Genomic DNA, 24,948 nt, shown 5'->3' with positions numbered 1-24,948 from the left:
CCTCGCCCGCTCAACTTCCCACGTTACGAAGGGGGTTGTCGGGGTACGCGACCCTTGTAGTCGTGACTCCCGGATGAGCCCGGAAGGCCGTTTGAGGCGGCAGTTGCACCCCTGGCAGGCGACAACTCGCCCCAGATGGCACAATCTGTGCATGGAACACGACGGCCAACTCGAGCTCTATGCGGCGGTCGCGGACCAACTGAAGGAAGCGCACGCAAGAGTGCGCGCACTGCAAGTCCCGGAGGGCGTACGGATGGCGCTGACCCGGAAGCTGCTGGTCATTACGGCCGCGGCCAAGCACGACGTCGTCGAAGCGACAAGGCGTCTGGAGGGGTTCATGGCCGACCTCGACGCGGGTCGAATCCCGGAAGAGGAACGCTGAACAAGTCCAGAGCAGCCGAGTTCGTTGCGGCACAAGGGTGATAAGCCCGTTTCGTGTTTGATTTGCGGTATATATCTGCCTAACGTGCGAAAAAGCTTGAACAGTTTCGTTCGGGCGATGTCTCCGAAGGGGAAGACGTGAACAAGGCGCAGCTCGTAGAAGCGATTGCCGACAAGGTGGGCGGCCGCCAGCAGGCCGCCGACGCGGTCGACGCGGTCCTGGACGCCATCGTCCGCGCGACGGTTGCGGGCGACCGGGTCTCGGTCACCGGCTTCGGTTCGTTCGAGAAGGTCGACCGGCCGGCCCGTTACGCCCGCAACCCCCAGACGGGCGAGCGGGTTCGGGTCAAGAAGACCTCCGTTCCGCGCTTCCGCGCGGGCCAGGGCTTCAAGGACCTGGTGAGCGGCACGAAGAAGCTCCCGAAGAACGACGTCGCGGTCAAGAAGGCGCCCAAGGGCAGCCTGACCGGCGGTGCTTCGGCCACGGTCAAGAAGGCGGCCGCGAAGAAGGCCACCGCCAAGACCGCCACGGCCAAGAAGACCACCGCGAAGAAGACGACGGCCAAGAAGACCACGGCCACCGCCAAGAAGACGACGGCGAAGAAGGCCCCCGCCAAGAAGGCGACCGGCACCGCCGCCAAGAGCACCGCCGCGAACAAGACCGCCGCGAAGAAGACGACGGCCAAGAAGGCCCCGGCGAAGAAGGCCACCGCCAAGAAGGCGCCCGCCAAGAAGTCGGCCGCGCGCACCACCACCGCCAAGAAGGCCACGGCCCGCAAGAGGTAAGGGCACAGGGGCACTCACGCGCCGGGCCGGACTCCGCATCGGAGTCCGGCCCGCGGCGTGTGCGAGGGGGTTCAGAAGGTCTGCAGGGTCACCAGAGTGATCTTGTCCCCGGTCATCTCGACGCGCACGCGCTGGCCGGGACGCAGCAGCCGCAGCCCGCCCGCGTCGAAGGCCGGCGCGTCGAAGGGCACCGGGGTGCCGTCGTCGAGGAGCACCTGCCCGCTGCGGCTTTCGGGGTCGTACGTGTACGCGGTCGCCTGCATGGCCGCAGCCTACTGCCCGGGGATCAGCAGCCGCGCCGCGGCGGCGGCCGTCCGGGGGCCCACCCCGAGCGTGAGCGCGGCCCGCAGGTCCTCGCCGGTGTCCACGTCCTGCCGTACGGAATCGACCTCGGCGAGGGGGAGTTCCGCCGCCCCCGAGGCGCGGTGCCGTGCGCGCGAATCGGGGCCGAATGCGGGGCGCAATTCCGCGCCCGGCCGCGCCGCCAGCAGGGTGGTGCCCATTGCCGCGGCGTCCGCGAGAAAAGCGCGCGGGAATTCGGCGGCCGCGTCGAGCACCCGGGCCAATTCCAGGGGTCGCAGCGCCGGAAGATCGGCGTTCAGGGCGGCGAGGGCGCTTTCGGGGCGTGCCGACCGCACGACGGCCGCCGCGTGCGCCAGGGCCGCGTTCAGGCCCCCTCGCGGCTCGTCCGGGACGATCCGGGCACCCAGGGCCGCCAGCTCCCGGCCGGCGAGGGCGTCGTCCGTGACGACCGCCACATCCGCGACCGCCGGGCAGGCCAGCGCGGCCGCCACGGTGTCCTGGGCGAAGGCGAGGGCCAGACCGGGCCGCACCCCGTCGTCGGCGGTGTCCGAGAGCCTGCTCTTGGCCCGCGCCAGGGGCTTCAGCGGGATGACCAACGTCCACTGCACGAGGGCTCCGTCCTTCTCTTCTCGCGGCCATTGTCACTCAGTCGTCACGCGCCCCATCTGGCGGTGTCGGCGGCGGGGCGTACGGTGTTCTCGACAGACAGACGGCCCGGGGCGACACTTGTGCGGCCCCCCAGGCCCTAGAGGAAGGTGTCCGCGTGCCCCGCCGCAGAATCGGCTTCTGGTACCGCCTGGCAGCGGTGATCGCCAAACCGCCGCTCGTGGTTCTGCTCAAGCGGGACTGGCGTGGAATGGAGCACATTCCGACTGACGGCGGATTTATCACCGCGGTCAACCACAATTCGCACATCGATCCCTTCGCGTACGCGCACTTCCAGTACAACACCGGACGCGTTCCGCGATTCCTCGCGAAGAGCGGTCTTTTCAACAAGGGATTCGTCGGCGCCGTCATGCGCGGCACGGGGCAGATTCCCGTCTACCGCGAGACCACGGACGCGCTCAGCGCCTTCAGGGCCGCCATCGACGCCGTGGAGCGCGGTGAATGCGTCGCGTTCTACCCCGAGGGCACCATCACCCGCGACCCCGCCCAGTGGCCCATGACCGGCAAGACCGGCGCCGCGCGCGTGGCCCTGCAGACCAAGTGCCCGGTGATCCCGGTCGCGCAGTGGGGCGCCAACGAACTGCTGCCGCCGTACGCAAAGAAGCTGCACTTCCTGCCGCGCAAGACCTCGCACGTCCTCGCGGGACCGCCCGTGGACCTGTCGCCGTTCTACGACCGTGAGATGACCCCGGACCTCCTGAAGGAGGCCACCGCGGTCATCATGGCCGCCGTCACCGCGCAGCTCGAGATCATCCGGGGCGAGAAGGCACCCGCGACGGCGTACGACCCGCGCCGCGAGCGGATCGAGCAGCGGCGCCGGACCCAGGCGCAGAGCGGGCACGAGGGGGAGAAGAGCAAGTGAGCAAACCCGTCAAGGCGGCGGTTCTCAGCGCCGGTTCATGGGGCACGGCCTTCGGTGTCGTCCTCGCCGACGCGGGCTGCGAGGTCACCCTCTGGGCACGTCGTCCCGAGGTCGCCGAGGCCATCAACTCCGGCCGGACGAACCCCGACTACCTCCCCGGCGTGGAGCTCCCGCAGGGGATCAGGGCGACCACGGACCCCGCCGAGGCAGCGGCCGGCGCCGACTTCACCGTCCTGTCGATCCCCTCGCAGACCCTGCGCGCCAACCTCGCCGAGTGGACCCCGCTGCTCGCGCCGGACACCGTCCTCGTCTCCCTCATGAAGGGCGTCGAGCTCGGCTCCGCCATGCGGATGAGCGAGGTGATCGAGGACGTCGCCAAGGTCGGCGCCGACCGCATCGCCGTGGTCACCGGGCCCAACCTCGCGCGGGAGATCGCCGCCCGGATGCCGGCCGCCGCCGTGGTCGCCTGCACCGACGAGGCGGTGGCCCGGCGCCTCCAGGCCGTCTGCCACACGCCCTACTTCCGCCCCTACACCAACACCGACGTGGTGGGCTGCGAACTGGGCGGCGCCGTCAAGAACGTCATCGGGCTCGCCGTCGGCATCGCCGACGGCATGGGACTCGGCGACAACGCCAAGGGCTCGCTCATCACGCGCGGTCTGGCGGAGACGACCCGGCTGGGCCTCGCGATGGGCGCCGACCCCCTCACCTTCTCCGGACTCGCCGGGCTCGGCGACCTGGTGGCGACCTGCTCCTCGCCGCTGTCGCGCAACCACACCTTCGGCACCAACCTCGGCAAGGGCATGACCCTCCAGGAGACCATCGCGGTCACCAAGCAGACCGCGGAGGGCGTCAAGTCGTGCGAGTCCGTGCTGGATCTCGCCCGCAGGCACGGCGTCGACATGCCGATCACCGAGACGGTCGTCGGCATCGTGCACGAGGGCAAGTCCCCGGTGGTCGCCGTCAAGGAGCTGATGTCGCGCAGCGCGAAGCCCGAGCGACGCTGAGCCACGGCGGCTTTTTTGCCTCGTTCGCCGCAGGGGTGGGCGCTGTCTCAGGGCACTACCACCGGGTACTCTCATCGCGATATGAGCACCGAGAACCTCCCCCAGAGCCCTGAGCAGCCGCCTCGCAAGCCGCGCGTGGCCGTCGTGTTCGGCGGGCGCAGCTCCGAACACGGGATCTCCGTGGTCACCGCCGGCGCCGTACTGCGGGCCATCGACCGGACGAAGTACGACGTCCTGCCGATCGGCATCACCAAGGACGGCCGCTGGGCGCTCACCGCCGACGAACCGGAACGCATGGCGATCACCGAGCGCCGCACGCCGGACGTCGAGGAGCTCGCCGAGTCCAGCGAGGGCGGCGTGGTGCTCCCCGTCGACCCCGCCAACCGCGAAGTGGTCTACAGCGAGCCCGGATCGGTGCCCAAGGCGCTCGGTGAGGTCGACGTCGTCTTCCCCGTCCTGCACGGCCCCTACGGCGAGGACGGCACCCTCCAGGGCCTCCTGGAGCTCTCCGGCGTCCCGTACGTCGGCTCGGGCGTGCTCGCCTCGGCCGTCGGCCAGGACAAGGAGTACATGAAGCGGGTGTTCACCTCCTTCGGGCTCAAGGTCGGCCCGTACCTGGTGATCCGGCCGCGCGAGTGGGAGCGGGACGAGTCCGCGGCCCGCAAGAGGATCGTGGACTTCGCGGGCGAGCACGGCTGGCCGCTGTTCGTGAAGCCCGCCCGCGCGGGTTCGTCGATCGGCATCACCAAGGTCGACGACCTGTCCGGTCTGGACGAGGCGATCGCCGAGGCGCAGGCCCACGACCCGAAGATCCTCGTGGAGGCGGCGCTGCGGGGCCGCGAGATCGAGTGCGGTGTCCTGGAGTTCGAGGACGGTCCGCGCGCGTCGGTCCCCGCGGAGATCCCGCCGCCGCAGGAGCACGCGTACTACGACTTCGAGGCGAAGTACATCGACTCGACCCCCGGGATCGTGCCGGCGCCGCTGACGCCCGAGGAGACGGCCGAGGTCCAGAGGCTCGCCGTCGACGCCTTCGAGGCGGCCTCCTGCGAGGGCCTGGTCCGCGCGGACTTCTTCCTCACCGAGGACGGCGAGTTCGTGATCAACGAGATCAACACCCTCCCGGGCTTCACGCCGATCTCGATGTACCCGCAGATGTGGGAGAAGAGCGGGATCAGCTACCCGGAGCTGGTGGACCGCCTCATCGGAGCGGCCCTGCGCAGGTCGACGGGGCTTCGGTAGCACGGGGCGGGCGACTTCGGCGGCGGGGCCGACAGGGCTTCCGTCGCGGTCGGCGGGGCTTCCGGGTTGATCTGAAGCTCGCTGGTCGCTGGTCGCTGGTCGCCGCGTGACGGTCGACGGGGCTTGTGCGCGGGACGGGAGTGCTGCGGCCCGGTCGGTGAGGCTCCGGCCGCCGGTCGGCGGGCTTGCTGCGGCGCGTCGGGAGTGCTTCGGCGGCGGTCGGTGGGGCGCTGGCTGCCGGTGGTGGGGCTCGCTGGGCGGGGTGCCGTCTCCGCGTCTGGTCACAGGCGCCTCGGTGGTGGGGGGCGGGGGCGGCTGCTCGGGGGGGCCTCAAGGGCGGGTCGGAAGTGCTCCGGCGGCGGCCGGTGCGCAGGACTCCCGCCGCCGGGCGCTGGGGCTCCGGACGTGGGACGCTGAGGCTTCCGCCGTCGAGGCGCTGGGGTTCCGGACGTGGGGCGCGGGGGCTTCCGCCGCCGGTCGGTGAGAACCGTGCCCCGGTCGGTAAGAACCGCGCCGCCGGTCGGCGGGAGTTCCGCGGCCGGTCCCGAGGCCGGTTCCGAGGGGCCCGGGATGTTCGGGTGGGGCTAGTCGGCGATTCCCGCGGGGATCGCCTTCTTTATGCCCGACGCCAGGTCCACCAGCGGCGCCATGCCGTCCGCGGTGCGGTCCTCGGGGATCGTGACCTCGACGTACGCCTTGCGCAGGGTCGTGGTGAACCGGAACGAACCGTCGTCCTGCTTCTCCAGGAGCCAGCCCACCCCGTTCACCTCGACCCCGTCGGCTTCCGGATCGTCCATCTCGGCGGGCCGCCCGACACCGCACCGCAGTATGATCGCCGGGTCACCCCAGCCCGCGGTCAGCGCGGACGCGGGCTCGGGATCCCGACGGTCCTGGTCGTCGACCTTGGACGGCAGTACCCGGTCCAGTTCCCGGCACAGCTTCGTGACGCCCGCCCCCGGCGAGGGAACCGCAGCCGACGCGCTGTCGTCTGCGGAGGAGCAGCCCGCGACCGTGATCAGCAGGGCGAGCGCGGACAGACCGAGAGGCCGGTGACGGAAGAAGTTCACCGGCCAAGGGTAGACGGGGGCTACAGATGGACGACCGGGCAGGTCAGGGTGCGCGTGATGCCGTCCACTTGCTGGACCTTGGCGACCACCATGCGGCCCAGGTCGTCCACGGTGTCGGCCTGTGCGCGGACGATCACGTCATACGGTCCTGTCACGTCCTCGGCCTGGATGACACCAGGGATCTTGCTGATCGTCTCGGCGACGGTCGACGCCTTGCCGACCTCCGTCTGGATCAGGATGTACGCCTGTACCACGGAACCTCCAGGGCGGCCACGAGGATCATGTGGGGAAAAGGAACGCCACGGTATCGCGTCGCCGGTCGCTGCGGGGAGACCCGCGGGGACGCGGACACCCGTGCCGGGGTGCGGACACGACAGAAGTTCACGGTCCCCTCGACCGTATCGAGGACACTGATGACGCGCGACCGGGCACGGCACGGCACAGAAGGGGCGTAAGGGCCATGAAGGGCACTGTTGGTGAGCTCGGCGAGTTCGGGCTCATCAGGGAGCTCACCTCCCGTCTCACCACCACCCCGGCGGTCCGGGTGGGCCCCGGCGACGACGCCGCGGTGGTCGCCGCGCCCGACCGCAGGGTCGTGGCGAGCACCGACATCCTTCTGGAGGGCCGGCACTTCCGCCGCGACTGGTCCACGGCCTACGACGTCGGACGCAAGGCGGCCGCCCAGAACCTCGCGGACATCGCCGCCATGGGAGCCGTGCCGACCGCCCTGCTGCTCGGCCTGGTCGTGCCCGCCGAACTCCCGGTGACCTGGCCCTCGGAGCTCATGGACGGCCTGCGCGACGAGTGCCAGGTCGCGGGCGCCTCCGTGGTCGGCGGTGACGTCGTACGAGGGGACACGATCATGGTCTCCATCACCGCCCTCGGTGATCTGCGGGGCCAGGAACCGGTCACCCGGGCCGGCGCCCAGCCCGGCGACCTGGTGGCCGTGACCGGCTGGCTGGGCTGGTCGGCGGCCGGGTACGCGGTGCTCTCCCGCGGGTTCCGCTCGCCGCGCGCCTTCGTCGAGGCGCACCGGCGCCCCGAGCCGCCGTACCACGCGGGCCCCGCCGCCGCGGCGCTCGGCGCGACCGCGATGTGCGACGTGAGCGACGGACTGATCGCCGACCTCGGGCACATCGCCGAGGCCAGCAAGGTCCGCATCGACATCGGCTCCGGCGCGATCGACATTCCGAGCCAGATGATCGACATCGGTCAGGCCGTCGGTGTCGACCCCATCCAGTGGGTGCTGTCCGGGGGAGAGGACCACGCGATCGTGGCCACCTTCCCGCCGGACGTGAAGCTCCCGGCCCGCTGGAAGGTGATCGGCGAGGTCCTCAACCCCTCGGCGCTGCCCCAGGTGACGGTCGACGGGGCGCCCTGGACCAGCCAGGGCGGCTGGGACCACTTCGGCGGGGACATCGAGTCGTGAAGCCCCTGGTGCTCACCGTGGCGGGCTCCGACTCCGGCGGCGGCGCCGGGATCCAGGCCGACCTGAAGACGATGCTCGCGCTCGGCGTGCACGGCATGAGCGTCGTCACCGCCGTCACCGCGCAGAACTCCCTCGGCGTGCAGGGGGCTTGGGAGCTGCCGGTGGAGGCGGTGCGGGCCCAGTACCGCAGTGTCGTGGACGACATCGGCGTCCAGGCCGTCAAGACCGGGATGCTCGCCTCGGCCGAACTCGTGGAGACGGTGGCCGAGTTGATCGGCGCCACGGACGCCCCGGCCGTCGTCGACCCGGTCGGCGTCTCCAAGCACGGCGACTCGCTGCTGGCCTCGTCCGCCCTGGAGTCCGTACGGCGACGGCTGCTCCCGGTCGCCACCGTGGCCACCCCCAACCTCGACGAGGTGGCCCAACTCACCGGTGTGCGGGTCGAGTCGGAGGCCCAGCTGCGCGAGGCGGCCCGGGCCGTCCTGGCGTACGGGCCCAAGTGGGTGCTCATCAAGGGCGGTCATCTCCCGGGCGACGCCGTCGACCTGCTCACCGACGGTTCCGCGGAGCACTGGCTGCGCGCGCCCCGTCACGACAACCGGCACACCCACGGCACCGGCTGCACCCTCGCCTCCGCGATCGCCTCGCAGCTCGCGAGGGGACAGTCCGTGCCGGAGGCGGTGACGGCCGCCAAGGAGTACGTCACCGGCGCGATCGCCGCCGGGTTCGCCCTCGGCGGGGGGATCGGCCCCGTGGACCACGGCTGGGCGCTGCGGAGCGGCCCCGCACCGGGTACTCCGGCAGCTTGACCGTCGCCGACTTCTCCATGAGCCGCTCGGAGGGAGAACGGGCCCGCGGTGTCCGAGGTCTCCGGCAGGTCACGGCGAAGTCCGTGGTCCGCGCCTCGCAGACCGCGAACGCCGTACGGGGGTCCCTGCTCGCCGGGGCGCGAACCGGTGCGCGTCCGTGGTGTCGGCCCGGCACGGGTTCGAGCGGGCACGGCAAAAAGCCGGCCCACCCTGAGGTGGACCGGCTCTGCAGCGAACCAGCGGTGGCCGCGCGCTTCAGCTGTGCGTCAGCGCGAGACCTTGCCGGCCTTGATGCACGAGGTGCAGACGTTCAGGCGCTTCGGCGTCCCGCCCACCACAGTACGGACGTGCTGGATGTTCGGGTTCCAGCGACGGGACGTACGGCGGTGCGAGAAGGACACGCTGTTGCCGAAGCCCGGCCCCTTGCCACAGACGTCGCAGTTGGCAGCCACGGGTCACTCCAAAGACTTCAGATGCACTTACGGTGGATCCCGGCGGGCCGGGATCGAGATCGCAGGATCAAAGATCTGAGTGGCTCTGCCAGGGGAATGGCCCGATTGGGATCGGGCAACCGGAGCAGCATACAACGACTGCGCCAGTAGAACGAAACTACCATGACTGACCAGGCACTCGCTCCGGGCCCTCTTCCGGCGGACGCCCGCCCGGGGTCTACGCTGCGTCCAGTCCAGCAGCCCGAGGAGGCGCAGGTGGCGCAGGTGCCGCAGACATTCTTCGATGCTCTCGCGGTGCGCACCTGGTGCGGTCTGTCGCTGCGGGCGCTGGGTCGGGCGCGCGAGGAGATCGACGCGATCAACGTCTACCCCGTCGCCGACGGGGACACCGGCACCAACCTGTACCTGACCGCCGAGTCGGCGACCGCCGCCGTGGAGGCCGTCTTCGAGGCCCACGGCGCCCACGACTCGGGCGAACCGGCGCTCGCGGAGGCCGCCCGCGCGATGGCGCACGGAGCCCTCATAGGTGCCCGCGGCAACTCCGGCACGATCCTCGCCCAGTTGCTGCGCGGCATGGCCCAGGTGCTGTCCGCCGACAGTGAGACGACTCACACGGACGGCGAGGGGCTCCGTCTCGCCCTGCGGCACGCGGCCGACTCCGCCCGCCAGGCCGTGGCCCACCCCGTCGAGGGCACAGTCCTCACGGTCGCCTCGGCCGCCGCGGACGCGGCCGGGAAAGCGGAGGACGACTGCGGGGCGGTGGCCCGGGCCGCCTACGAAGGGGCGCGCGCCGCCCTCGCCGCGACACCCGGCCAGCTCGCCGTCCTGGAGCGCGCGGGCGTGGTGGACGCCGGCGGCCGGGGGCTGGTGGCGGTGCTGGGGGCGCTGGTGGAGACGTTCACGGGGGAGGTGCCCAGCGCGGTGCCGGTGGCGAGCGGCCTGCGGCACGCGCGCGTGGCGGGCGACGACCCGGACATGACCTCCGCCGCAGCGCCCGCGGACTCCGCCGAGGGCCGGGCCGACCCCGTCCCCGCCGACTCCGCCCAGGTCCCGGCGGACGTCCTCGAAGAGTGCGCCGACGCCCCGGACACCCACGGCCCCGCCTTCGAGGTCGTCTATCTCCTGGAGGCCGACGACACCGCCGTCGCGCGGCTGCGGCAGCGGCTCGACGGGCTCGGCGACTCCCTCGTGGTGGTCGGCGGCGACGGACTGTGGAACGTCCATGTGCATGTCGACGACGCCGGCGCCGCCGTGGAGGCGGGCGTCGAGGCAGGCCGGCCCTACCGGATCCGCATCACGCACTTCGGCCTCGGTGACGTGCACACCACCGGTGCCGGGCGGCCGGCCCGCGAGCGCGCCCAGCGGGCCGTCGTCGCCGTCGTGCCCGGTGAGGGGCTGGCCGGGCTGTACACGGAGGCCGGGGCGACCACCGTGCTCGCCCGCCCCGGGGAGCCGCCCGCGAGCGGGGAGCTCGTGGAGGCCGTACGACGGGCCCACGCGCGTGAGGTCGTGCTGCTGCCCAACGACGCCGACCTGCGCCACACCGCGGCCGCCGCCGCCGAGCAGGCCCGCACCGAGGGCATCCGGGTCGCGCTGATCCCGACCCGCTCCGCGGTCCAGGGCATCGCGGCGCTCGCCGTGCACGAACCGGAGCGCCGGTTCGACGAGGACGTGGTCCAGATGACCTCGGCGGCCGGCGCGACCCGCTACGCCGAGGTCGCCGTCGCCGAACGCCAGTCCTGGACCATGGCCGGCATCTGTCAGGCCGGTGACGTCCTCGGGCTCATCGACGGGGACGTGGCGGTGATCGGCTCGGACGTCACCGGCACCGCCGAGACCGTCCTCGACCGCATGCTCTCCGCCGGCGGCGAGCTGGTCACCCTGGTGCTCGGCGACGAGGCCCCCGAGGCCGTCGCCGAGCACCTGGAGACGCGCGTACGGGAGTCCTACCTCGCCGTGGACACCGTCGTGTACCGGGGCGGCCGGCAGGGGGCCGTGCTGCTCATCGGGGTCGAGTAGCACCCCGGCCGACGGCTCCCCGCGGAAGGCAGGCGGTGCCGGTCAGCCGTCCCGCCCCTCCGCCCCCTCCATGAGGCCCAGCATCTGCTCCGCCTCGGACCGCCGCGCCCGTGCCGTGGCGTCGGCCCCGTCCGTGTCGCCGTAGGCGTCGAGCACCGCACGCGCGCGTGCCGCCGCCTCCACCGGCCGGCTCAGATCGGCCGCCAGCCAGCCCGCCGCGAGTTCCGCACCGGTCCGGGCGTCCAGGCCGTCGTCCCCGAGCGAGGCGAACACGACGACCGCCTCCACCACCTCGGCCAGCGCCTCCTCCAGCACCGCCCGGATCGAGTCGTCCTCGGCGTCCTCGGGCACGGAACGGGCCAGCAGGTCCCCGAACTGCCGGTGCGTGTGCCCGAGTTCACCGACCAGTCGCTGCCGCGCCGCCTCGTCGGCCCGCGCGTCGCCCAGCGCCGCCTCGCACGCGCGGACCGCGTCCGCCATCAACTCCCGTGCCGCGTCCGCCCCGTCCTGCGCGCGCAGCGCGAGCCACGCGCGGGCACGCAGCGAGCGGACGAGACCGTGCACATTGCCGAGCTCACTCCACAGAGCACCCGCGCGCGCGTACGCCCGGTCGGCCTCGGCGGCCAGTCCCGCGGCCCCCAGCGACTCCGCGGCGAGGTGCGCGAGCGTGGCGTGGTCGTGCTGCTCGGGCCAGTGCCGGGCGATCTCCGCGGCCTGCAACCGCCGCTCGGCCGCCGCCCGGTGCTCGCCCAGCTCGGCCAGGCAGTCGCCGAGCCACCACTGCGTCTGTACGACCGTCCCCTCGCCGTGCCGCTCCGCGCTCAGGTCGGGAAGCGCCGACTCCAGCACCTCCGCGGCCTCCGCCCACCGGCCCAGACGCAGCAGGAACCCGCCGAGCTGGTGCCGGGCCAGGGCACCCAGCGTCGGCCCCTCCCCGGCCTCGTCGGCCCAGTGAGCGGCCTCCAGGGCGTGCTCCGCGGCCTCCTCGTCGAGCCCCCGGCCGCCGACGACCTCGGCGAGCTGAAGATGGAGCTGAGCCCGCCCGACCGCCTCCAGGTGCGGCCCGCCGTGCTCCAGGGCCGCCCGCAGTGCGCGTTCCGTGCCGTCCGCGTCGCCCAGGTGGTGCAGGAGCCCGGCGAGCCTGGCCTCGTACTCCACCGCGAACCAGGGCAGGCCCGCCGCCACGAACCCGGCCGCGGCCGCGGTGAACAGCTCGGCCGCCGCCGGAAGGTCCCCGGCCCGCGCGGCGAGCTCCGCCAGCATCGCCTGCGCCTCCGCGACCCGCGCGGCCAGCCGCACGTCGTCCCCGGTCCGCCCCTCGACGAGCGCGAGCACCTCCCGTACGGCCGACTCGGCGTCGGTCAGGAAAGCCACCTCGTCGCCCTCGTGCACCCGCCGCATCAGGATCCGCGCTCGGGACATCAGCACGGACGCCGTCTGCCGTACGCCGGTGTCGTCCGCGGAGTACAGCGCGAGGACCTCGTCGTACGGCCCGGCGACCGCCGCGAGCGCCGCGTCGACCTCACCCGCGAGCGCGCGGACGTACGCGGCACGCGCGCGTGCGGCCAGCGCCTCACCCGGGTCGCCCGCCTCCGCGTACAACTCGGCGGCCCGTTCGAACAGTTCGAGGCCCGCCGGGCCCAGGTCCATCGCCTCGTGGTCGGCGATCTCCGCCCGGTCGCGCGGGTCCAGCCGCCCGCCCTCGGCGGCTCGCGCGACCGCCGCCCACGCCTCCACGGCGTTGGGCCGCAGGGTGTCCGACAGTCGCCGGGCCTCGGCGACCAGCGCGGGCAGATCGGGCTCCCGCGCGGTGACGGGGGCAGCGGGCGCCGGCATCGGAGCGGCGACCGTCCGCGCCGCCCGCACTCCCAGCGGCAGCCGCTCCACCAGCGGGCGCTGCGCCATGCGCGCGCGGGTCCGTTCGCCGACGTGGGACGTGCCGTTGCGCTCGTCGAAGCGGGCGGCCAGCGCGAGGGCCTCCCCGCGCGCGTGGACGGCGAGCTCGGCCGCGGTCCAGGACCGGCCGGCGGGGCCCGGCACCGGCCGCTCGCCCAGGCCCAGCCCGGTCAGCCGGTCCATCAGCAGGGCCACCACGGCCGTGAAGTCCAGCAGGCTGCGCGGATGGCCGTCGTCCGTGAAGTACGCGGGACGCTCGGCCAGCAGCTCCAGCGCGCGTGCCTCGTTGCCGCTGAGCGCGCAGAACTCCACGTGGTCCGCGTAGGCGCCACGCATGCTCTCCATCGCCCGCACGAGCCGGAAGCCCCGCAGATGGTTGGCGCGCGCCTCGTCGAGGCGGCCCAGACGCAGCAGCGGCCTCAGGGAGGACGCGAGAACCGCGTGCGGCTCGTGGGCGCAGGTGAACTCGCCCTCCAGGACCGGCGCCCACAGGTCGAGCGCCTCCTCGTCCCGCCCGCGCTGCGACTGCCACCAGCCCTGCTCGTGCAGCTCGCAGGCGTGGCAGTCGGCCATGCTGTCCCGGTCGGCGGCCAGCCACGCGGCGTACGCGCGCTCGGCCCGCTCCACATCCCCGACGTGCGCGGCCACGCTGTACTCGGCGCTGCGCACGGCCCGTTCGGAGTGCCCGGCCAGCCGGTAGCGGTGCTCCATCTCGCCGAGCCACTTCTCCATGGCGGCGAGCGGGATGTGCGGCTGGTCGAGCATGCCGGTCGTCATCCACTTGAACACCCAGTGCAGCGAGTGCGTCTCGTACTCGTCGAAGTCCTCGGGGTGCTCGTCCCACATGCGCAGCAGCCGCGCGAAGGGCACGAACATCTTGGCCTTCTCGGAGCTGTAGTTGTAGACCTTCAGCTGGTGTCCGAGCGCCTCGATCACGGCGAGCGGGATGTTCAGCTTCTCGGCCTCGGCGAGCAGCTGCTCCGCGCGCGCGTTGCGGGCGGGTCCCTCCGGCTCCTCGGCGTTCTCCGCCATCGCCCGGCGCAGCGCGTCGAAGGCCGCGCTCCCGTCCACTGTGCTCATCAGCGGCCCTCCTCGCCGTTCGTGGCCCACTCCAGCAGGCCCATGAAGGCCCGGTTCAGCAGCGCCGAGTCCGCGGGCCGCAGCGGACGCTGGGCCATCAGCAGCGCCTGCCCGTACAGGGACTCGGTGGCCGTGCCGATCAGCTCCGGATCGCCCAGCGCACCGATCCGCCGTACCAGCGGGTTGAGGTGGTTCAGCACGAGACGCGCGCGTGGGGCGCTGCCCCGCAGCGAGCCGAGGATGCCCGCCCACAGGTCGTCGGCCTGGTCCTCGGCCTCCGCCCGCGCCTGCTCGTGCCGGGCGTCCCGGTCGTCCAGGTGCAGCGCGGGCAGGGACAGCGGCCGGAACGCACGCAGGACGACGTCACAGCCCAGCGGGTCGAGCCTGGCCCGCGCGGCGGCGAGGAAACCCGACAGGGCGAGTTCCTCGGCCGGGTCGACCAGATCCATGTGGGCGGTCACGGTGTCCGCGTCCAGCTCCGTGACGACCGTGCCCGGCCGCACCGAGGGCAGCGCCTCGACCAGGTCGCTGTCGTAGGTGTAACCGCCGTTGACCACCCCGACGCCCTGCGCGGAGGCGATCGGCGCGACCTGCCGGTACTCCTCCACGGTCCGCGTGAAGTGCACCACCGCGTGCCGCTGCGCGAACTCCTCCAGCGACAGCCGCCCGTCGGTCGTCTCGAACGGCAGCCAGGGCAGCATCGTGCGCAGCATGTCCTTGTCGTGCCGCGCGAGCGACTTCACGCCCAGGTGGTGCACGGACAGGAACGCCGCGAGCCGCTCCGGGTCCCCGGCGGCGAGCCCCGTCAGCCAGGACCGGATCCGCTCCCCGAGCGCGTCCCGTACGGCGGCCAGCGTCACGTCCTCGTACAGCGACTCGCGCGAGGCCGTGGGCCGCAGGCTGTCGGTGTCCAGGACGCAGCGCACGAAGAACGCCCAGTCCGGCAGGAGCTGTTCGGCCCGCTCGGTCAGCAGCATGCCCTTCAGGTGCACCCGATGGGTGGCCCGCTGGGCGGGACTCACCGCCGAGGGCAGGACGTACGCCACGCCCCGGATGCCGGCCAGGGGGACGTTCAGCTCGATCGAGTCCAGGGGCGTGAAGCCGAACAGCTCGTGGCAGTGCCGGGCCAGGGCGACCCGGCGGGCCGCGGGGGAGGGGTAGGGCCGGTCCCAGGGCGCGGGCAGGTCGGTGACCGCCTCGTCGCCGACCCGGACGTCGTACGGCAGCAGGGAGCCGAAGTCCCGGGCGAGCTGGAGCACCCGCGCGGGCGCCAGCCACTCGCCGGCCCCCGCCCGTGCCACCAGGTGAACCGTGGTCCCCGGCTCCGGACGGGCGTCGTGGGGCAGCGTCCGCACCCGGTACGACCCGTCGTCGCTCGCCGTCCACTCCACGGGTGGCGCGTCCGGCGTCCGGGCGCTGCGGCTGACCACGCGGATCCGCTCGGCGACCACGAAGCACGCGAGCAGACCGATCCCGAACTGCCCGAGGAAGCCCGAGCGGACCTCCTGAAGTCCCTCGGCACGCTTGGAGCTGCGCCCGATGGTCGCCAGCAGGTCGTGCACGTCCGCCTCGGTGAGCCCGACCCCGGAGTCCTCGACCCGCAGGGCGCCCTCCTCCGCGTACAACCGCACGCGGGCCGGGGCGTCCGGCTGCTCGGCCCGCCGGGCCGTGATCGCGTCCACCGCGTTCTGCAACAGCTCGCGCACGTAGACCTTGGGACTGGAGTAGAGGTGATGGGAGAGGAGGTCCACCAGACCGCGCAAGTCGACCTGGAACGTATGAGGTTGCTGAGGTACCTGGGGTGTCTGTGATGACTCTGAGGTCTGGGAATCCATCGTCGCAGCGCCGGTGGGGGGAACGATCGCGCGGCGCGGGGTCGGGCGGTCCCGGTGGGGGCGGGAGTCCGCGGGGATGGCCGGAGCGCGCCATCCTAAGTCCCCAACCAGCCGTCTGACCAGGGGTTTCCCGGTATGTATACGGCAATGTCAGTGGGGTGGTGTGCAATGGATCTCGTGCCCGCACTGGAAGAACCCCTGCAACAGCCGCTCAAGGCAGTGCTCGGCCCCGCCACCGCGAAGGTGATGGCCGAGCACCTCGGCCTGCACTCCGTCGGCGACCTCCTGCACCACTACCCGCGCAGATACGAGGAGCGGGGACAGCTCACCCACCTCGCCGACCTGCCCATGGACGAGCACGTCACCGTGGTCGCCCAGGTCGCCGACGCCCGCCTGCACACCTTCGCCTCCCCGAGGGCGCCGCGCGGCAAGGGGCAGCGGCTGGAGGTCACCATCACGGACGGCAGCGGCCGCCTCCAACTGGTCTTCTTCGGCAACGGCGTGCACAAGCCCCACAAGGAACTCCTGCCGGGCACCCGCGCGATGTTCTCCGGCAAGGTCTCCCTCTTCAACCGCCGCCTCCAACTGGCCCACCCGGCCTACGAGTTGCTGCGCGGCGCCGACGACGAGGCGGTGGAGACCTGGGCGGGCGCCCTGATCCCCCTCTACCCCGCCACCGCCAAGCTGGAGTCCTGGAAGATCGCCAAGGCGATCCAGACCGTCCTGCCGAGCGCGCAGGAGGCGATCGACCCCCTCCCGCAGTCACTGCGCGAGGGCCGGGGCCTGCTCCCCCTCCCCGAGGCGCTCCTCAAGATCCACCGCCCGCACACCAAGGCCGACATCGCGGACGCCCAGGCCCGCCTCAAGTGGGACGAGGCCTTCGTCCTCCAGGTCGCCCTGGCCCGCCGCCGCCACGCGGACGCCCAACTCCCGGCGGTCCCGAGGAAACCGGCACCGGACGGCCTCCTCACCGCCTTCGACGACCGCCTCCCCTTCACCCTCACGGAAGGCCAGCAGAAGGTCTCCAGGGAGATCTTCGACGACCTGGCCACGGACCACCCGATGCACCGGCTGCTGCAGGGGGAGGTCGGATCCGGAAAGACAATGGTGGCCCTGCGCGCCATGCTCGCCGTGGTCGACGCGGGTGGGCAGGCCGCCCTGCTGGCGCCCACCGAAGTGCTCGCGCAGCAGCATCACCGTTCGGTCGTCGAGATGATGGGCGAGCTCGCCGAGGGCGGGATGCTGGGCGGGTCCGAGCACGCCACCAAGGTCGTCCTGCTCACCGGGTCGATGGGGACGGCCGCGCGCCGGCAGGCCATGCTGGACCTGGTCACCGGTGAGGCGGGGATCGTGATCGGCACACACGCGCTGATCGAGGACAAGGTGCAGTTCCACGATCTGGGCCTGGTCGTGGTCGACGAGCAGCACCGCTTCGGCGTCGAGCAGCGCGACGCCCTGCGCGGCAAGGGCAAGCAGCCGCCCCACCTGCTGGTCATGACGGCCACCCCCATTCCGCGCACGGTCGCCATGACGGTCTTCGGCGACCTGGACACCTCCGTCCTCGACCAGCTCCCGGCCGGCCGTTCCCCGATCGCCAGCCATGTGGTGCCCGCCGCCGACAAACCGCACTTCCTCAGCCGCGCCTGGGAGCGCGTCCGCGAGGAGGTGGAGAACGGCCACCAGGCCTACGTCGTCTGCCCCCGCATCGGCGACGACGTCGACGAAGCCGCCGACCCCAAGAAGTCCCCCAGGAAGAAGTCGCCCGAGGACGAGGCCGAGAAGCGCCCGCCGCTCGCCGTCCTGGACGTCGCCGACCAGCTCGCCAAGGGCCCGCTCAGCGGCCTCAGGGTCGAGGTGCTGCACGGCCGTATGCACCCCGACGACAAGGACGCGGTCATGCGCCGCTTCGCCGCCGGCGAGACCCACGTCCTGGTCGCGACCACGGTCATCGAGGTCGGCGTCAACGTCCCCAACGCCACGGCGATGGTCATCATGGACGCCGACCGCTTCGGCGTCTCCCAGCTCCACCAGCTGCGCGGCCGGGTGGGCCGGGGCTCGGCGCCGGGCCTGTGCCTCCTGGTCTCGGAGATGCCGGAGGCCAGCGCGGCCCGCCAGCGGCTGAACGCGGTGGCGTCGACGCTGGACGGCTTCGAACTCTCCCGCATCGACCTGGAGCAGCGGAGGGAGGGCGACGTCCTCGGCCAGGCCCAGTCCGGCGCCCGGACCTCCCTGCGGGTCCTCGCCGTGATCGAGGACGAGGAGATCATCGCGCAGGCCCGGGCGGAGGCGACCGCGGTGGTGGAGGCGGACCCGGAGCTGACGGCCTTCCCCGGCCTGCGCACGGCCCTGGACGCCCTGCTGGACGAGGAGAGGGAGCAGTACCTGGAGAAGGGCTGAGAAACTGGATCCGACACCGTCCTCCGAATCGTTCGAAACCAGACCCCCGACACCATCCCCGAGCAAGGACCGAAGATGACTCGCGTGATCGCGGGCAGGGCCGGCGGACGCCGCCTGGCCGTCCCGCCAGGGAACGGCACCCGTCCCACCTCGGACCGCGCGCGCGAAGGCCTCTTCTCCACCTGGCAGTCCCTCCTCGGCGGCCCCCTGGCGGGCGAACGGGTCCTCGACCTGTACGCCGGATCGGGCGCGGTCGGCCTCGAAGCCCTGTCCCGGGGTGCGGGCCACACCCTCCTCGTGGAGGCCGACGCCCGGGCGGCCCGCACGATCCGCGAGAACGTCAGGAACCTCGGCCTCCCCGGCGCCGAGGTCCGCGCCGGCAAGGCCGAACAGATCATCCGGACAGGGGCGCCGGCCCAGCCGTACGACCTCGTCTTCCTGGATCCGCCCTACCGGGTCTCGGATCACGATCTTCGGGAGATTCTCCTCACACTCCGCTCGGAACACTGGCTAGCGCCGGAGGCCCTGGTCACCGTGGAGCGCAGCACCAGAGGCGGTGAGTTCGCCTGGCCGCCCGGTTTCGAGGCGGTCAAGGCCCGTCGCTACGGCGAGGGAACGTTTTGGTACGGTCGCGCCGCCATGGGCGACAACGCCTCTACGTGCGAAGACGCACGATGACCGGACCGGAGAGCGAGGGATCTCAAGTGCGCCGCGCCGTCTGTCCCGGGTCGTTCGACCCGATCACCAACGGACACCTCGACATCATCTCCCGCGCCTCCCGTCTGTACGACGAGGTCTATGTCGCGGTGATGATCAACAAGTCCAAGAAGGGCCTGTTCGAGATCGACGAGCGGATCGACCTGATCCGCGAGGTCACCGCCGAGTACGGCAACGTGATCGTGGAGGCCTTCCACGGCCTGCTCGTCGACTACTGCAAGGAACGCGACATCCCGGCCATCGTCAAGGGCCTGCGCGCGGTCAGCGACTTCGACTACGAGTTGCAGATGGCCCAGATGAACAACGGCCTGAGCGGTGTCGAGACCCTCTTCGTGCCGACCAACCCCACCTACAGCTTCCTGTCCTCCTCGCTCGTCAAGGAGGTCGCCACCTGGGGCGGAGACGTCTCCCACCTGGTCCCCCCGAAGGTCCTCGAAGCCCTGAACGGTCGCCTCCGCAAGGGCTGATGGGGCTACAGTCGTCCCGTCCGTCTCCAACAAGGCTTTAGAGAGTGGCGAGCACAGGTGGACGTGCAGAAGAAGCTCGACGAGATCGTCGCCGCGGTCTCCGGCGCCCGGTCGATGCCCATGTCGGCGTCGGTGATGGTCAACCGCGCCGAACTGCTCGCGATGCTCGAAGAGCTGCGCCAGGCCCTGCCCGGCTCCCTCGCGCAGGCGCAGGAGCTGATCGGCGACCGTGAGCAGATGGTCGAGCAGGCCCGCCAGGAGGCCGAGCGGATCATCTCCACGGCCCACGCCGAGCGCGGCTCCCTGATCTCCGACACCGAGATCGCCCGCCGTTCCCAGGCGGAGGCCGACCGGATCCTGAACGAGGCCCGCCAGGAGGCCGAGGAGGTCCGCGCGGAGGCCGACGACTACGTCGACTCCAAGCTCGCCAACTTCGAGGTCGTCCTCACCAAGACCCTCGGTTCGGTGGGGCGCGGCCGCGAGAAGCTCCTCGGCACCGGCCCGGGCCTCGACGAGAACGGCTACGAGGACGAGGACGCCCCCGAGCGCAGCCACGACCCCGAGACCCTGCGCAAGGACGCCGACTCCTACGTCGACGCCAAGCTCGGCGCCTTCGAGGCGGTCCTCGCCAAGACCCTGGAGGCCGTCGGCCGCGGCCGCCAGAAGCTGCACGGCCGTATCGCCACCGACGACCTCGGCGCCCTCGCCGGCGACACCTCCACCGTCCAGCACTCCAGCGACGCGGACTACCTGGCCGACCTCGCCGCCCTCGCCGAGCAGGACAGCCAGGCCGCGGCCCAGGCACAGGTCCAGGCCGAGCAGCCGGACTACGCCCAGCAGCCGGTGTACGGCTACCAGCAGCAGACCGACGCCTACGCCGGTTACCAGCAGCAGCCCGATCCCTACGCCCAGCAGGACCCGTACGGCTACCAGCAGGCCGATCCCTACGCAGCCACCTCCGGCTACGTTCCGGCGGAAGGTGCCCCCTTCCAGGGCTACGACCAGCAGCAGGCCGCCTACGACCAGCAGCACCAGGCGCAGCAGGGCCAGCAGGCCCAGCAGAACTACGCGCTCGACGAGACCAGCCTCTTCGACACCGGCATGATCACTCCGGAGCAGTTGAGGGCGTACGAGCAGGGTCGCGGCCAGTGAGGGACGACCGGATTGGGCCGTGAGCGAAAGGTCCAGTATCCTGGCTCTTCGGTCGCGTGTACGTCCGCGATCAACGCTGCCCGGCGACACCGGAGGGCGGCGTCCCTCTGAGCTCGAAGATCGAAAGCAGGAATGGCTCCCAACGCGCGCCTCGACCACCGCAACCCCCTCGTGTTCGACACACACGAGCTGGGTCGGCGTCCTGGCGCGCTGCAGCGCCTGACCCGCGAGATCGACGCTCCCAAGGATCTCGGCATCCAGGGAGTGATCGGAGTGCCGGAAGGCGCCCCGGTCGAGCTCGAACTCCGGCTCGAGTCGGTCATGGAAGGGGTGCTTGTCACAGGCACCGCCCGTGCACAGGCCGAGGGGGAGTGCGTAAGGTGTCTGGAGCCGCTTGAGCTGGCGCTCGAAGCGGACTTCCAGGAGATGTTCTCGTACCCTGACGCCGACGACCGTGGCCGTGTGAAAGCGGAACCGGCCGACGACGTCGAGGAAGACGAGGACAGGCTCTTCATCGAGGACGGCCTGTTCGACCTCGAACCCGTGCTGCGCGATGCGGTGGTGCTCGCACTGCCGATGCAGCCGGTGTGCCAGGACGACTGCCCCGGCCTGTGCTCCCAGTGCGGAGCCCGGCTGGCGGACGACCCGGACCACCACCACGACGCCGTCGACATCCGTTGGGCGGCACTGCAGGGACTCGCCGGTTCACTCGAAGACGGCGAGAAGGACGAGATGAGTGGCGAAGCGCCTCGATCGGCGCCCGCCAACGAGAAGCAGGAGAAGTAGCCGTGGCTGTTCCGAAGCGGAAGATGTCGCGCAGCAACACGCGCCACCGCCGGTCGCAGTGGAAGGCTGCGGTCCCCACCCTGGTTGCGTGCGAGCGCTGCCACGAGCCCAAGCTGCAGCACATCGCGTGCCCCGCTTGCGGCACCTACAACAAGCGCCAGGTCCTCGAGGTCTGAGCGGCTGGTGAGAGGCACTGTGTCCACGCCGAAGAAGAACTCGGGCGACAACCAGGCCTCGTCCCACACGCTGCTTGAAGGGCGGCTCGGGTACAAGCTCGAGTCCGCCCTTCTGGTGCGTGCGCTGACCCACCGTTCCTACGCGTACGAGAACGGCGGTCTGCCGACCAACGAACGCCTGGAGTTCCTCGGGGACTCCGTGCTCGGCCTCGTGGTCACGGACACGCTGTACAACACCCACCCCGACCTGCCCGAAGGCCAGCTGGCCAAGTTGCGGGCCGCGGTGGTCAACTCGCGTGCGCTGGCGGAGGTCGGCCGTGGGCTCGACCTGGGTTCCTTCATCCGGCTCGGCCGTGGTGAAGAGGGCACGGGCGGCCGGGACAAGGCATCCATCCTCGCCGACACCCTGGAAGCGGTGATCGGCGCGGTCTATCTCGACCAGGGCCTCGATGCGGCGAGCGAACTCGTTCACCGGCTCTTCGACCCACTGATCGAGAAGTCCTCCAACCTCGGTGCCGGCCTGGACTGGAAGACCAGTCTCCAGGAGCTCACCGCGACCGAAGGACTCGGCGTGCCCGAGTACCTGGTCACGGAGACCGGCCCCGACCACGAGAAGACCTTCACTGCTGCCGCCCGCGTCGGAGGCGTCTCGTACGGCACCGGCACCGGCCGCAGCAAGAAGGAGGCGGAGCAGCAGGCCGCGGAGTCCGCCTGGAGGTCCATCAGGGCCGACGCGGACGAGCGCGCCAAGGCGGCGGCGGAGAAGGCTGTCGAAGCCGTCCAGGCCGTCGAAGCCTCCGAGGACGACGACGAGGGTCCGTCGTCCGTCTCCGCCTGACGCCTGGAAGCAGCCGGAGCGTCCGAAAGAACAGCGCAGCCGAGCGCCTGCCCCGAACCCCGGGGCGGGCGCTCGGTTCGTGCACCGGTCCGTGACGGGGGAGCCCCATGCCCGAGTTGCCCGAGGTAGAGGTCGTACGGCGGGGCCTTGAGCGGTGGGTCGCCCACCGCACGGTCGCCGAGGTCGAGGTGCTGCACCCGCGTGCGGTCCGCCGTCACCTCGCCGGCGCCGACGACTTCGCGCACCGGCTCAAGGGCCACCGCGTCGGCACCCCGAGCCGCCGCGGGAAGTACCTCTGGCTGCCGCTGGAGGACACGGACCAGTCGGTCCTGGCCCATCTCGGGATGAGCGGCCAGCTGCTGGTCCAGCCGCACGCCGCGCCCGACGAGAAGCACCTCAGGATCCGCGTCGCGTTCGCGGACGAGGTCGACACCGAACTCCGGTTCGTCGACCAACGCACCTTCGGTGGGCTGTCGTTGCACGACAACACCCCGGACGGCCTGCCCGACGTCATCGCGCACATCGCCCGCGACCCCCTCGACCCGCTGTTCGACGACGACGCCTTCCACCAGGCGCTGCGCCGCAAGCGCAGTACCATCAAACGGGCCCTGCTGGACCAGTCGTTGATCAGCGGGGTCGGCAACATCTACGCGGACGAGGCGCTTTGGCGCTCCCGCATCCACTACGAGCGACCCACCGCCGGCTTCACGCGCCCGCGCACGGCCGAACTCCTGGGCCACGTCCGGGACGTGATGAACGCGGCCCTCGCGGTCGGCGGCACCAGCTTCGACAGCCTGTACGTCAACGTCAACGGCGAGTCCGGGTACTTCGACCGGTCCCTCGACGCGTACGGCCGTGAGGGGCTGCCGTGCAAGCGGTGCGGTACGCCGATGCGCCGGCGGCCCTGGATGAACCGGTCCAGCTACTTCTGCCCGAGGTGTCAGCGGGCGCCGCGCGTCACGTCGTAGCGCTCGCGGGCGGCCAGGACGTCGTCCATGCGGCCCTCGACGAAGCGGATGAGGTCCAGAAGGCGCTCGGCGACCTCGTGGCCCAGGGGGGTCAGTTCGTAGTCGACCCGGGGCGGGTTGGTGGGCTGGGCCTCGCGGTGCACCAGACCGTCGCGCTCCAGGCCCTGGAGGGTCTGGGAGAGCATCTTCTCGCTCACGCCGTCGACCCGGCGGCGCAGCTCGTTGAAGCGCAGCGAGCCCTCGTGCAGGGCGCCGAGGGTGAGCGCGCCCCACCGGCCCGTCACGTGCTCCAGGGTGCCGCGCGAGGGGCAGGCCTTGGCGAACACGTCGTACGGGAGGTCCCGCGCCTCCGGGGGCTGGTGCATGGTGTCCATGCTTCGAGCGTACTGGAAAGCAGCACTAACCGACAGATTGCACTAACTTGAAGTTAGTGCAATCTGTGATCGTCGTCGGCAGGTCTCTAGTACCCGAAGTCCTGGGTCCACCAGGGGCCGCCCGCACCGAACTGCACGCCGACGCCCAGCGTCTTGAAGTCGCAGTTCAGGATGTTGGCCTTGTGGCCGGGGCTGTTCATCCAGGCTTCCATGACCGAGGCCGCGTCGGCCTGGCCCCGGGCGATGTTCTCGCCGCCGAGGCTGGTGATGCCTGCCTTCGCGGCGCGGTCCCACGGGGAGGCGCCGCTCGGGTCGGTGTGGTCGAAGAAGCCCTGGGCGGCCATGGCCTTGCTGAAGTCCTCGGCGAGCTCGCTCAGCGCGCTGTTCGCGGCGACCGGGCTGCATCCGACCTTGGCCCGCTCGACGTTGACGAGCCGGAGCACCTCGGCCCCGGCGGCGGCCTCCGTGGAGACCTCCACCGGCGCGGTGGTCTCCTTCTTCGCCGGCTCCCGCTCCTTCTGCGAGGGCGTCGTCTCCGGCTTCTCGCTCGGCGTGGCCTCCGGCTCCCTCGTCGGCTTCTCGGTCGGCGCGGCCGTCGAGGTCGAGGTCGAGGGGGCCGGGGAGGGCGAGGAGGCGCGCTCGGCGTCCCGGCTCGTCGACGAACCGTCCTCGCGGCTCTCGGCGCCGCCGGAGGTGCCGCCCTGCTCGGCGGGGGAGTTGGTCGGCGAGCCCGCCGCCTGCACGTCGCCGCCGGTGGTGCTGCTCCCGCCGATCCTGTAGTTGTCCAGGCCCGGCACCACGCCCGTGGCGACCGCGACCGTGCCGATCGCGACGGCGGCCGAGACCCCGAGCAGACCGGACTTCACCGGCGTCGCGATGTTCTTCTTGCGGCGGCGGTGCGAACCGCCGCGACGCGGACCGTCGGCGGGCGTGTAGCTCTCGCCGCGGTACAGCGCGTACTCCTCCTCCGACGCGAACAGGTAGGCGTCACTGCGCGCGTAGGGGTCGGGGTCCTCGGGGCCCGGGAAGGTCGTGGTGGCGGCCGAGGAGAAGTCGTACGAGTCCTGCGGGTCGTAGATGCTCCCGGAGGAGCCGTAGGCGCTCCCGTAGGAGCCGTGCGTCTGTGTGAACCCCGTGGCGCGGCCCGTGGCGGCGCGGCCGGCGGCGGAGCGTCGGTGGCGTCCCATGTCCTTGCCTTCCTCGTCTGTTCTTGAGGTCGACACGTCCCCCCGGTCAACCAAA

Annotated in this window: 25 protein-coding genes; 16 read left to right on the top strand and 9 right to left on the bottom strand. The window is 71.9% G+C overall.

Features of this window, described 5'->3' with window-relative positions; genetic code table 11:
• Nucleotides 1-151 precede the first annotated feature (151 nt).
• Together ACIQJT_RS24730 and ACIQJT_RS24725 are read left to right on the top strand one after the other, a co-directional pair.
• Nucleotides 152-382, top strand: a complete 231-nt coding sequence (locus ACIQJT_RS24730; protein ID WP_007384922.1) for a hypothetical protein — start codon at nt 152-154, stop codon at nt 380-382.
• Nucleotides 383-519: 137 nt separating this feature from the next.
• Nucleotides 520-1,167 (top strand): HU family DNA-binding protein, encoded by a 648-nt coding sequence (locus ACIQJT_RS24725; protein ID WP_365460515.1) that lies wholly within the window; start codon nt 520-522, stop codon nt 1,165-1,167.
• 71 nt (nt 1,168-1,238) lie between these two features.
• Here ACIQJT_RS24725 and ACIQJT_RS24720 read toward each other — a convergent pair whose 3' ends face one another.
• Together ACIQJT_RS24720 and cofC are read right to left on the bottom strand one after the other, a co-directional pair.
• Nucleotides 1,239-1,430: a hypothetical protein gene (locus ACIQJT_RS24720; protein WP_053850552.1), complete on the bottom strand. Its 192-nt coding sequence runs from the start codon at nt 1,428-1,430 to the stop codon at nt 1,239-1,241.
• Between the two features lie 9 nt (nt 1,431-1,439).
• A complete protein-coding gene (gene cofC, locus ACIQJT_RS24715; RefSeq protein WP_402646817.1) occupies nt 1,440-2,078 on the bottom strand; it encodes a 2-phospho-L-lactate guanylyltransferase in 639 nt (212 codons plus the stop codon).
• 155 nt (nt 2,079-2,233) lie between these two features.
• Between cofC and ACIQJT_RS24710 the strand changes: the two genes are divergently transcribed.
• The 3 genes from ACIQJT_RS24710 (at nt 2,234) to ACIQJT_RS24700 (ending at nt 5,244) form a co-directional block, all read left to right on the top strand.
• The gene (locus ACIQJT_RS24710; RefSeq protein ID WP_365460521.1) at nt 2,234-2,998 is read left to right on the top strand and encodes a lysophospholipid acyltransferase family protein; all 765 of its coding nucleotides are present in this window, start codon (nt 2,234-2,236) and stop codon (nt 2,996-2,998) included.
• Entirely contained in the window at nt 2,995-4,005 is a 1,011-nt protein-coding gene (locus ACIQJT_RS24705) for an NAD(P)H-dependent glycerol-3-phosphate dehydrogenase (RefSeq protein WP_402646813.1), read from the top strand. Before ACIQJT_RS24710 ends, ACIQJT_RS24705 begins: the two co-directional genes overlap by 4 nt.
• 81 nt (nt 4,006-4,086) lie before the next feature.
• Nucleotides 4,087-5,244, top strand: a complete 1,158-nt coding sequence (locus tag ACIQJT_RS24700; protein WP_365460527.1) for a D-alanine--D-alanine ligase family protein — start codon at nt 4,087-4,089, stop codon at nt 5,242-5,244.
• 584 nt (nt 5,245-5,828) lie between these two features.
• On the opposite strand, the gene ACIQJT_RS24695 is transcribed toward ACIQJT_RS24700, so the two are convergent.
• Both ACIQJT_RS24695 and ACIQJT_RS24690 read right to left on the bottom strand, forming a co-directional pair.
• Nucleotides 5,829-6,311, bottom strand: coding sequence for a DUF3515 domain-containing protein (locus ACIQJT_RS24695; RefSeq protein ID WP_402646810.1), 483 nt, complete (start codon nt 6,309-6,311; stop codon nt 5,829-5,831).
• A 20-nt stretch (nt 6,312-6,331) separates the two neighbouring features.
• On the bottom strand, nt 6,332-6,565 hold the full coding sequence (locus tag ACIQJT_RS24690; RefSeq protein ID WP_003997603.1) for an Lrp/AsnC family transcriptional regulator: 234 nt from the start codon (nt 6,563-6,565) through the stop codon (nt 6,332-6,334).
• Nucleotides 6,566-6,771: 206 nt separating this feature from the next.
• Here ACIQJT_RS24690 and ACIQJT_RS24685 point away from each other — a divergent pair, with 206 nt between their 5' ends.
• A complete protein-coding gene (locus tag ACIQJT_RS24685) occupies nt 6,772-7,740 on the top strand; it encodes a thiamine-phosphate kinase (RefSeq protein ID WP_053852884.1) in 969 nt (322 codons plus the stop codon).
• Nucleotides 7,737-8,549 carry a bifunctional hydroxymethylpyrimidine kinase/phosphomethylpyrimidine kinase gene (gene thiD, locus ACIQJT_RS24680; protein ID WP_402646806.1) on the top strand — a complete coding sequence of 271 codons (813 nt, stop codon included), beginning with the start codon at nt 7,737-7,739 and terminating at the stop codon, nt 8,547-8,549. Before ACIQJT_RS24685 ends, thiD begins: the two co-directional genes overlap by 4 nt.
• 266 nt (nt 8,550-8,815) lie before the next feature.
• On the opposite strand, the gene rpmB is transcribed toward thiD, so the two are convergent.
• On the bottom strand, nt 8,816-9,001 hold the full coding sequence (gene rpmB / locus ACIQJT_RS24675; RefSeq protein ID WP_007384934.1) for a 50S ribosomal protein L28: 186 nt from the start codon (nt 8,999-9,001) through the stop codon (nt 8,816-8,818).
• Nucleotides 9,002-9,256: 255 nt separating this feature from the next.
• Between rpmB and ACIQJT_RS24670 the strand changes: the two genes are divergently transcribed.
• Nucleotides 9,257-11,020 carry a DAK2 domain-containing protein gene (locus ACIQJT_RS24670; protein ID WP_402647033.1) on the top strand — a complete coding sequence of 588 codons (1,764 nt, stop codon included), beginning with the start codon at nt 9,257-9,259 and terminating at the stop codon, nt 11,018-11,020.
• A 42-nt stretch (nt 11,021-11,062) separates the two neighbouring features.
• Here the strand turns inward: ACIQJT_RS24670 and ACIQJT_RS24665 are convergent, their stop codons facing one another.
• Nucleotides 11,063-13,996: a tetratricopeptide repeat protein gene (locus ACIQJT_RS24665; protein WP_402646803.1), complete on the bottom strand. Its 2,934-nt coding sequence runs from the start codon at nt 13,994-13,996 to the stop codon at nt 11,063-11,065.
• On the bottom strand, nt 13,996-15,831 hold the full coding sequence (locus ACIQJT_RS24660; protein WP_402646800.1) for an HSP90 family protein: 1,836 nt from the start codon (nt 15,829-15,831) through the stop codon (nt 13,996-13,998). The genes ACIQJT_RS24665 and ACIQJT_RS24660 overlap by 1 nt, the downstream gene beginning before the upstream one ends.
• Before the next feature lie 168 nt (nt 15,832-15,999).
• On the opposite strand from ACIQJT_RS24660, the gene recG reads away from it, so the two are divergent.
• From recG to mutM, 8 genes are all read left to right on the top strand, one after another.
• Entirely contained in the window at nt 16,000-18,228 is a 2,229-nt protein-coding gene (gene recG / locus ACIQJT_RS24655; RefSeq protein ID WP_402646797.1) for an ATP-dependent DNA helicase RecG, read from the top strand.
• Nucleotides 18,229-18,303: 75 nt separating this feature from the next.
• Nucleotides 18,304-18,906, top strand: coding sequence for a 16S rRNA (guanine(966)-N(2))-methyltransferase RsmD (rsmD, locus tag ACIQJT_RS24650; protein WP_365460545.1), 603 nt, complete (start codon nt 18,304-18,306; stop codon nt 18,904-18,906).
• A gap of 26 nt (nt 18,907-18,932) precedes the next feature.
• Nucleotides 18,933-19,412 carry a pantetheine-phosphate adenylyltransferase gene (coaD, locus tag ACIQJT_RS24645; protein ID WP_365460662.1) on the top strand — a complete coding sequence of 160 codons (480 nt, stop codon included), beginning with the start codon at nt 18,933-18,935 and terminating at the stop codon, nt 19,410-19,412.
• Between the two features lie 57 nt (nt 19,413-19,469).
• Nucleotides 19,470-20,564, top strand: coding sequence for an ATP synthase F0 subunit B (locus ACIQJT_RS24640; RefSeq protein ID WP_402646794.1), 1,095 nt, complete (start codon nt 19,470-19,472; stop codon nt 20,562-20,564).
• Nucleotides 20,565-20,696: 132 nt separating this feature from the next.
• Complete coding sequence (locus ACIQJT_RS24635) at nt 20,697-21,350, top strand: DUF177 domain-containing protein (protein ID WP_365460551.1); 654 nt, start codon at nt 20,697-20,699, stop codon at nt 21,348-21,350.
• A gap of 2 nt (nt 21,351-21,352) precedes the next feature.
• Complete coding sequence (rpmF, locus tag ACIQJT_RS24630; protein WP_006139588.1) at nt 21,353-21,526, top strand: 50S ribosomal protein L32; 174 nt, start codon at nt 21,353-21,355, stop codon at nt 21,524-21,526.
• 19 nt (nt 21,527-21,545) lie between these two features.
• Nucleotides 21,546-22,364: a ribonuclease III gene (rnc, locus tag ACIQJT_RS24625; protein ID WP_365460664.1), complete on the top strand. Its 819-nt coding sequence runs from the start codon at nt 21,546-21,548 to the stop codon at nt 22,362-22,364.
• 107 nt (nt 22,365-22,471) lie between these two features.
• On the top strand, nt 22,472-23,332 hold the full coding sequence (gene mutM, locus ACIQJT_RS24620) for a bifunctional DNA-formamidopyrimidine glycosylase/DNA-(apurinic or apyrimidinic site) lyase (protein WP_365460555.1): 861 nt from the start codon (nt 22,472-22,474) through the stop codon (nt 23,330-23,332).
• Here the strand turns inward: mutM and ACIQJT_RS24615 are convergent.
• Both ACIQJT_RS24615 and ACIQJT_RS24610 read right to left on the bottom strand, forming a co-directional pair.
• On the bottom strand, nt 23,305-23,706 hold the full coding sequence (locus ACIQJT_RS24615; RefSeq protein WP_365460558.1) for a helix-turn-helix domain-containing protein: 402 nt from the start codon (nt 23,704-23,706) through the stop codon (nt 23,305-23,307). The genes mutM and ACIQJT_RS24615 overlap by 28 nt on opposite strands.
• Before the next feature lie 86 nt (nt 23,707-23,792).
• A complete protein-coding gene (locus ACIQJT_RS24610; RefSeq protein WP_402646789.1) occupies nt 23,793-24,893 on the bottom strand; it encodes a CAP domain-containing protein in 1,101 nt (366 codons plus the stop codon).
• Nucleotides 24,894-24,948: the final 55 nt, after the last annotated feature.

It is taken from the genome of Streptomyces sp. NPDC091972 (assembly GCF_044756385.1).
In the GTDB taxonomy this organism is placed as follows: domain Bacteria; phylum Actinomycetota; class Actinomycetes; order Streptomycetales; family Streptomycetaceae; genus Streptomyces.
This window is presented reverse-complemented; position numbering and strand designations above follow the sequence as displayed.

Excerpts from the sequence above, each read along its gene's own strand:
- mutM (WP_365460555.1), top strand. The coding sequence starts at position 22,472 with ATGCCCGAGTTGCCCGAGGTAGAGGTCGTACGGCGGGGCCTTGAGCGG.
- ACIQJT_RS24685 (WP_053852884.1), top strand. The coding sequence starts at position 6,772 with ATGAAGGGCACTGTTGGTGAGCTCGGCGAGTTCGGGCTCATCAGGGAG.
- ACIQJT_RS24700 (WP_365460527.1), top strand. The coding sequence starts at position 4,087 with ATGAGCACCGAGAACCTCCCCCAGAGCCCTGAGCAGCCGCCTCGCAAG.
- ACIQJT_RS24665 (WP_402646803.1), bottom strand. The coding sequence starts at position 13,996 with ATGAGCACAGTGGACGGGAGCGCGGCCTTCGACGCGCTGCGCCGGGCG.
- ACIQJT_RS24720 (WP_053850552.1), bottom strand. The coding sequence starts at position 1,430 with ATGCAGGCGACCGCGTACACGTACGACCCCGAAAGCCGCAGCGGGCAG.
- ACIQJT_RS24610 (WP_402646789.1), bottom strand. The coding sequence starts at position 24,893 with ATGGGACGCCACCGACGCTCCGCCGCCGGCCGCGCCGCCACGGGCCGC.
- ACIQJT_RS24615 (WP_365460558.1), bottom strand. The coding sequence starts at position 23,706 with ATGGACACCATGCACCAGCCCCCGGAGGCGCGGGACCTCCCGTACGAC.
- ACIQJT_RS24660 (WP_402646800.1), bottom strand. The coding sequence starts at position 15,831 with ATGGATTCCCAGACCTCAGAGTCATCACAGACACCCCAGGTACCTCAG.
- recG (WP_402646797.1), top strand. The coding sequence starts at position 16,000 with ATGGATCTCGTGCCCGCACTGGAAGAACCCCTGCAACAGCCGCTCAAG.
- ACIQJT_RS24635 (WP_365460551.1), top strand. The coding sequence starts at position 20,697 with ATGGCTCCCAACGCGCGCCTCGACCACCGCAACCCCCTCGTGTTCGAC.
- ACIQJT_RS24730 (WP_007384922.1), top strand. The coding sequence starts at position 152 with ATGGAACACGACGGCCAACTCGAGCTCTATGCGGCGGTCGCGGACCAA.
- rsmD (WP_365460545.1), top strand. The coding sequence starts at position 18,304 with ATGACTCGCGTGATCGCGGGCAGGGCCGGCGGACGCCGCCTGGCCGTC.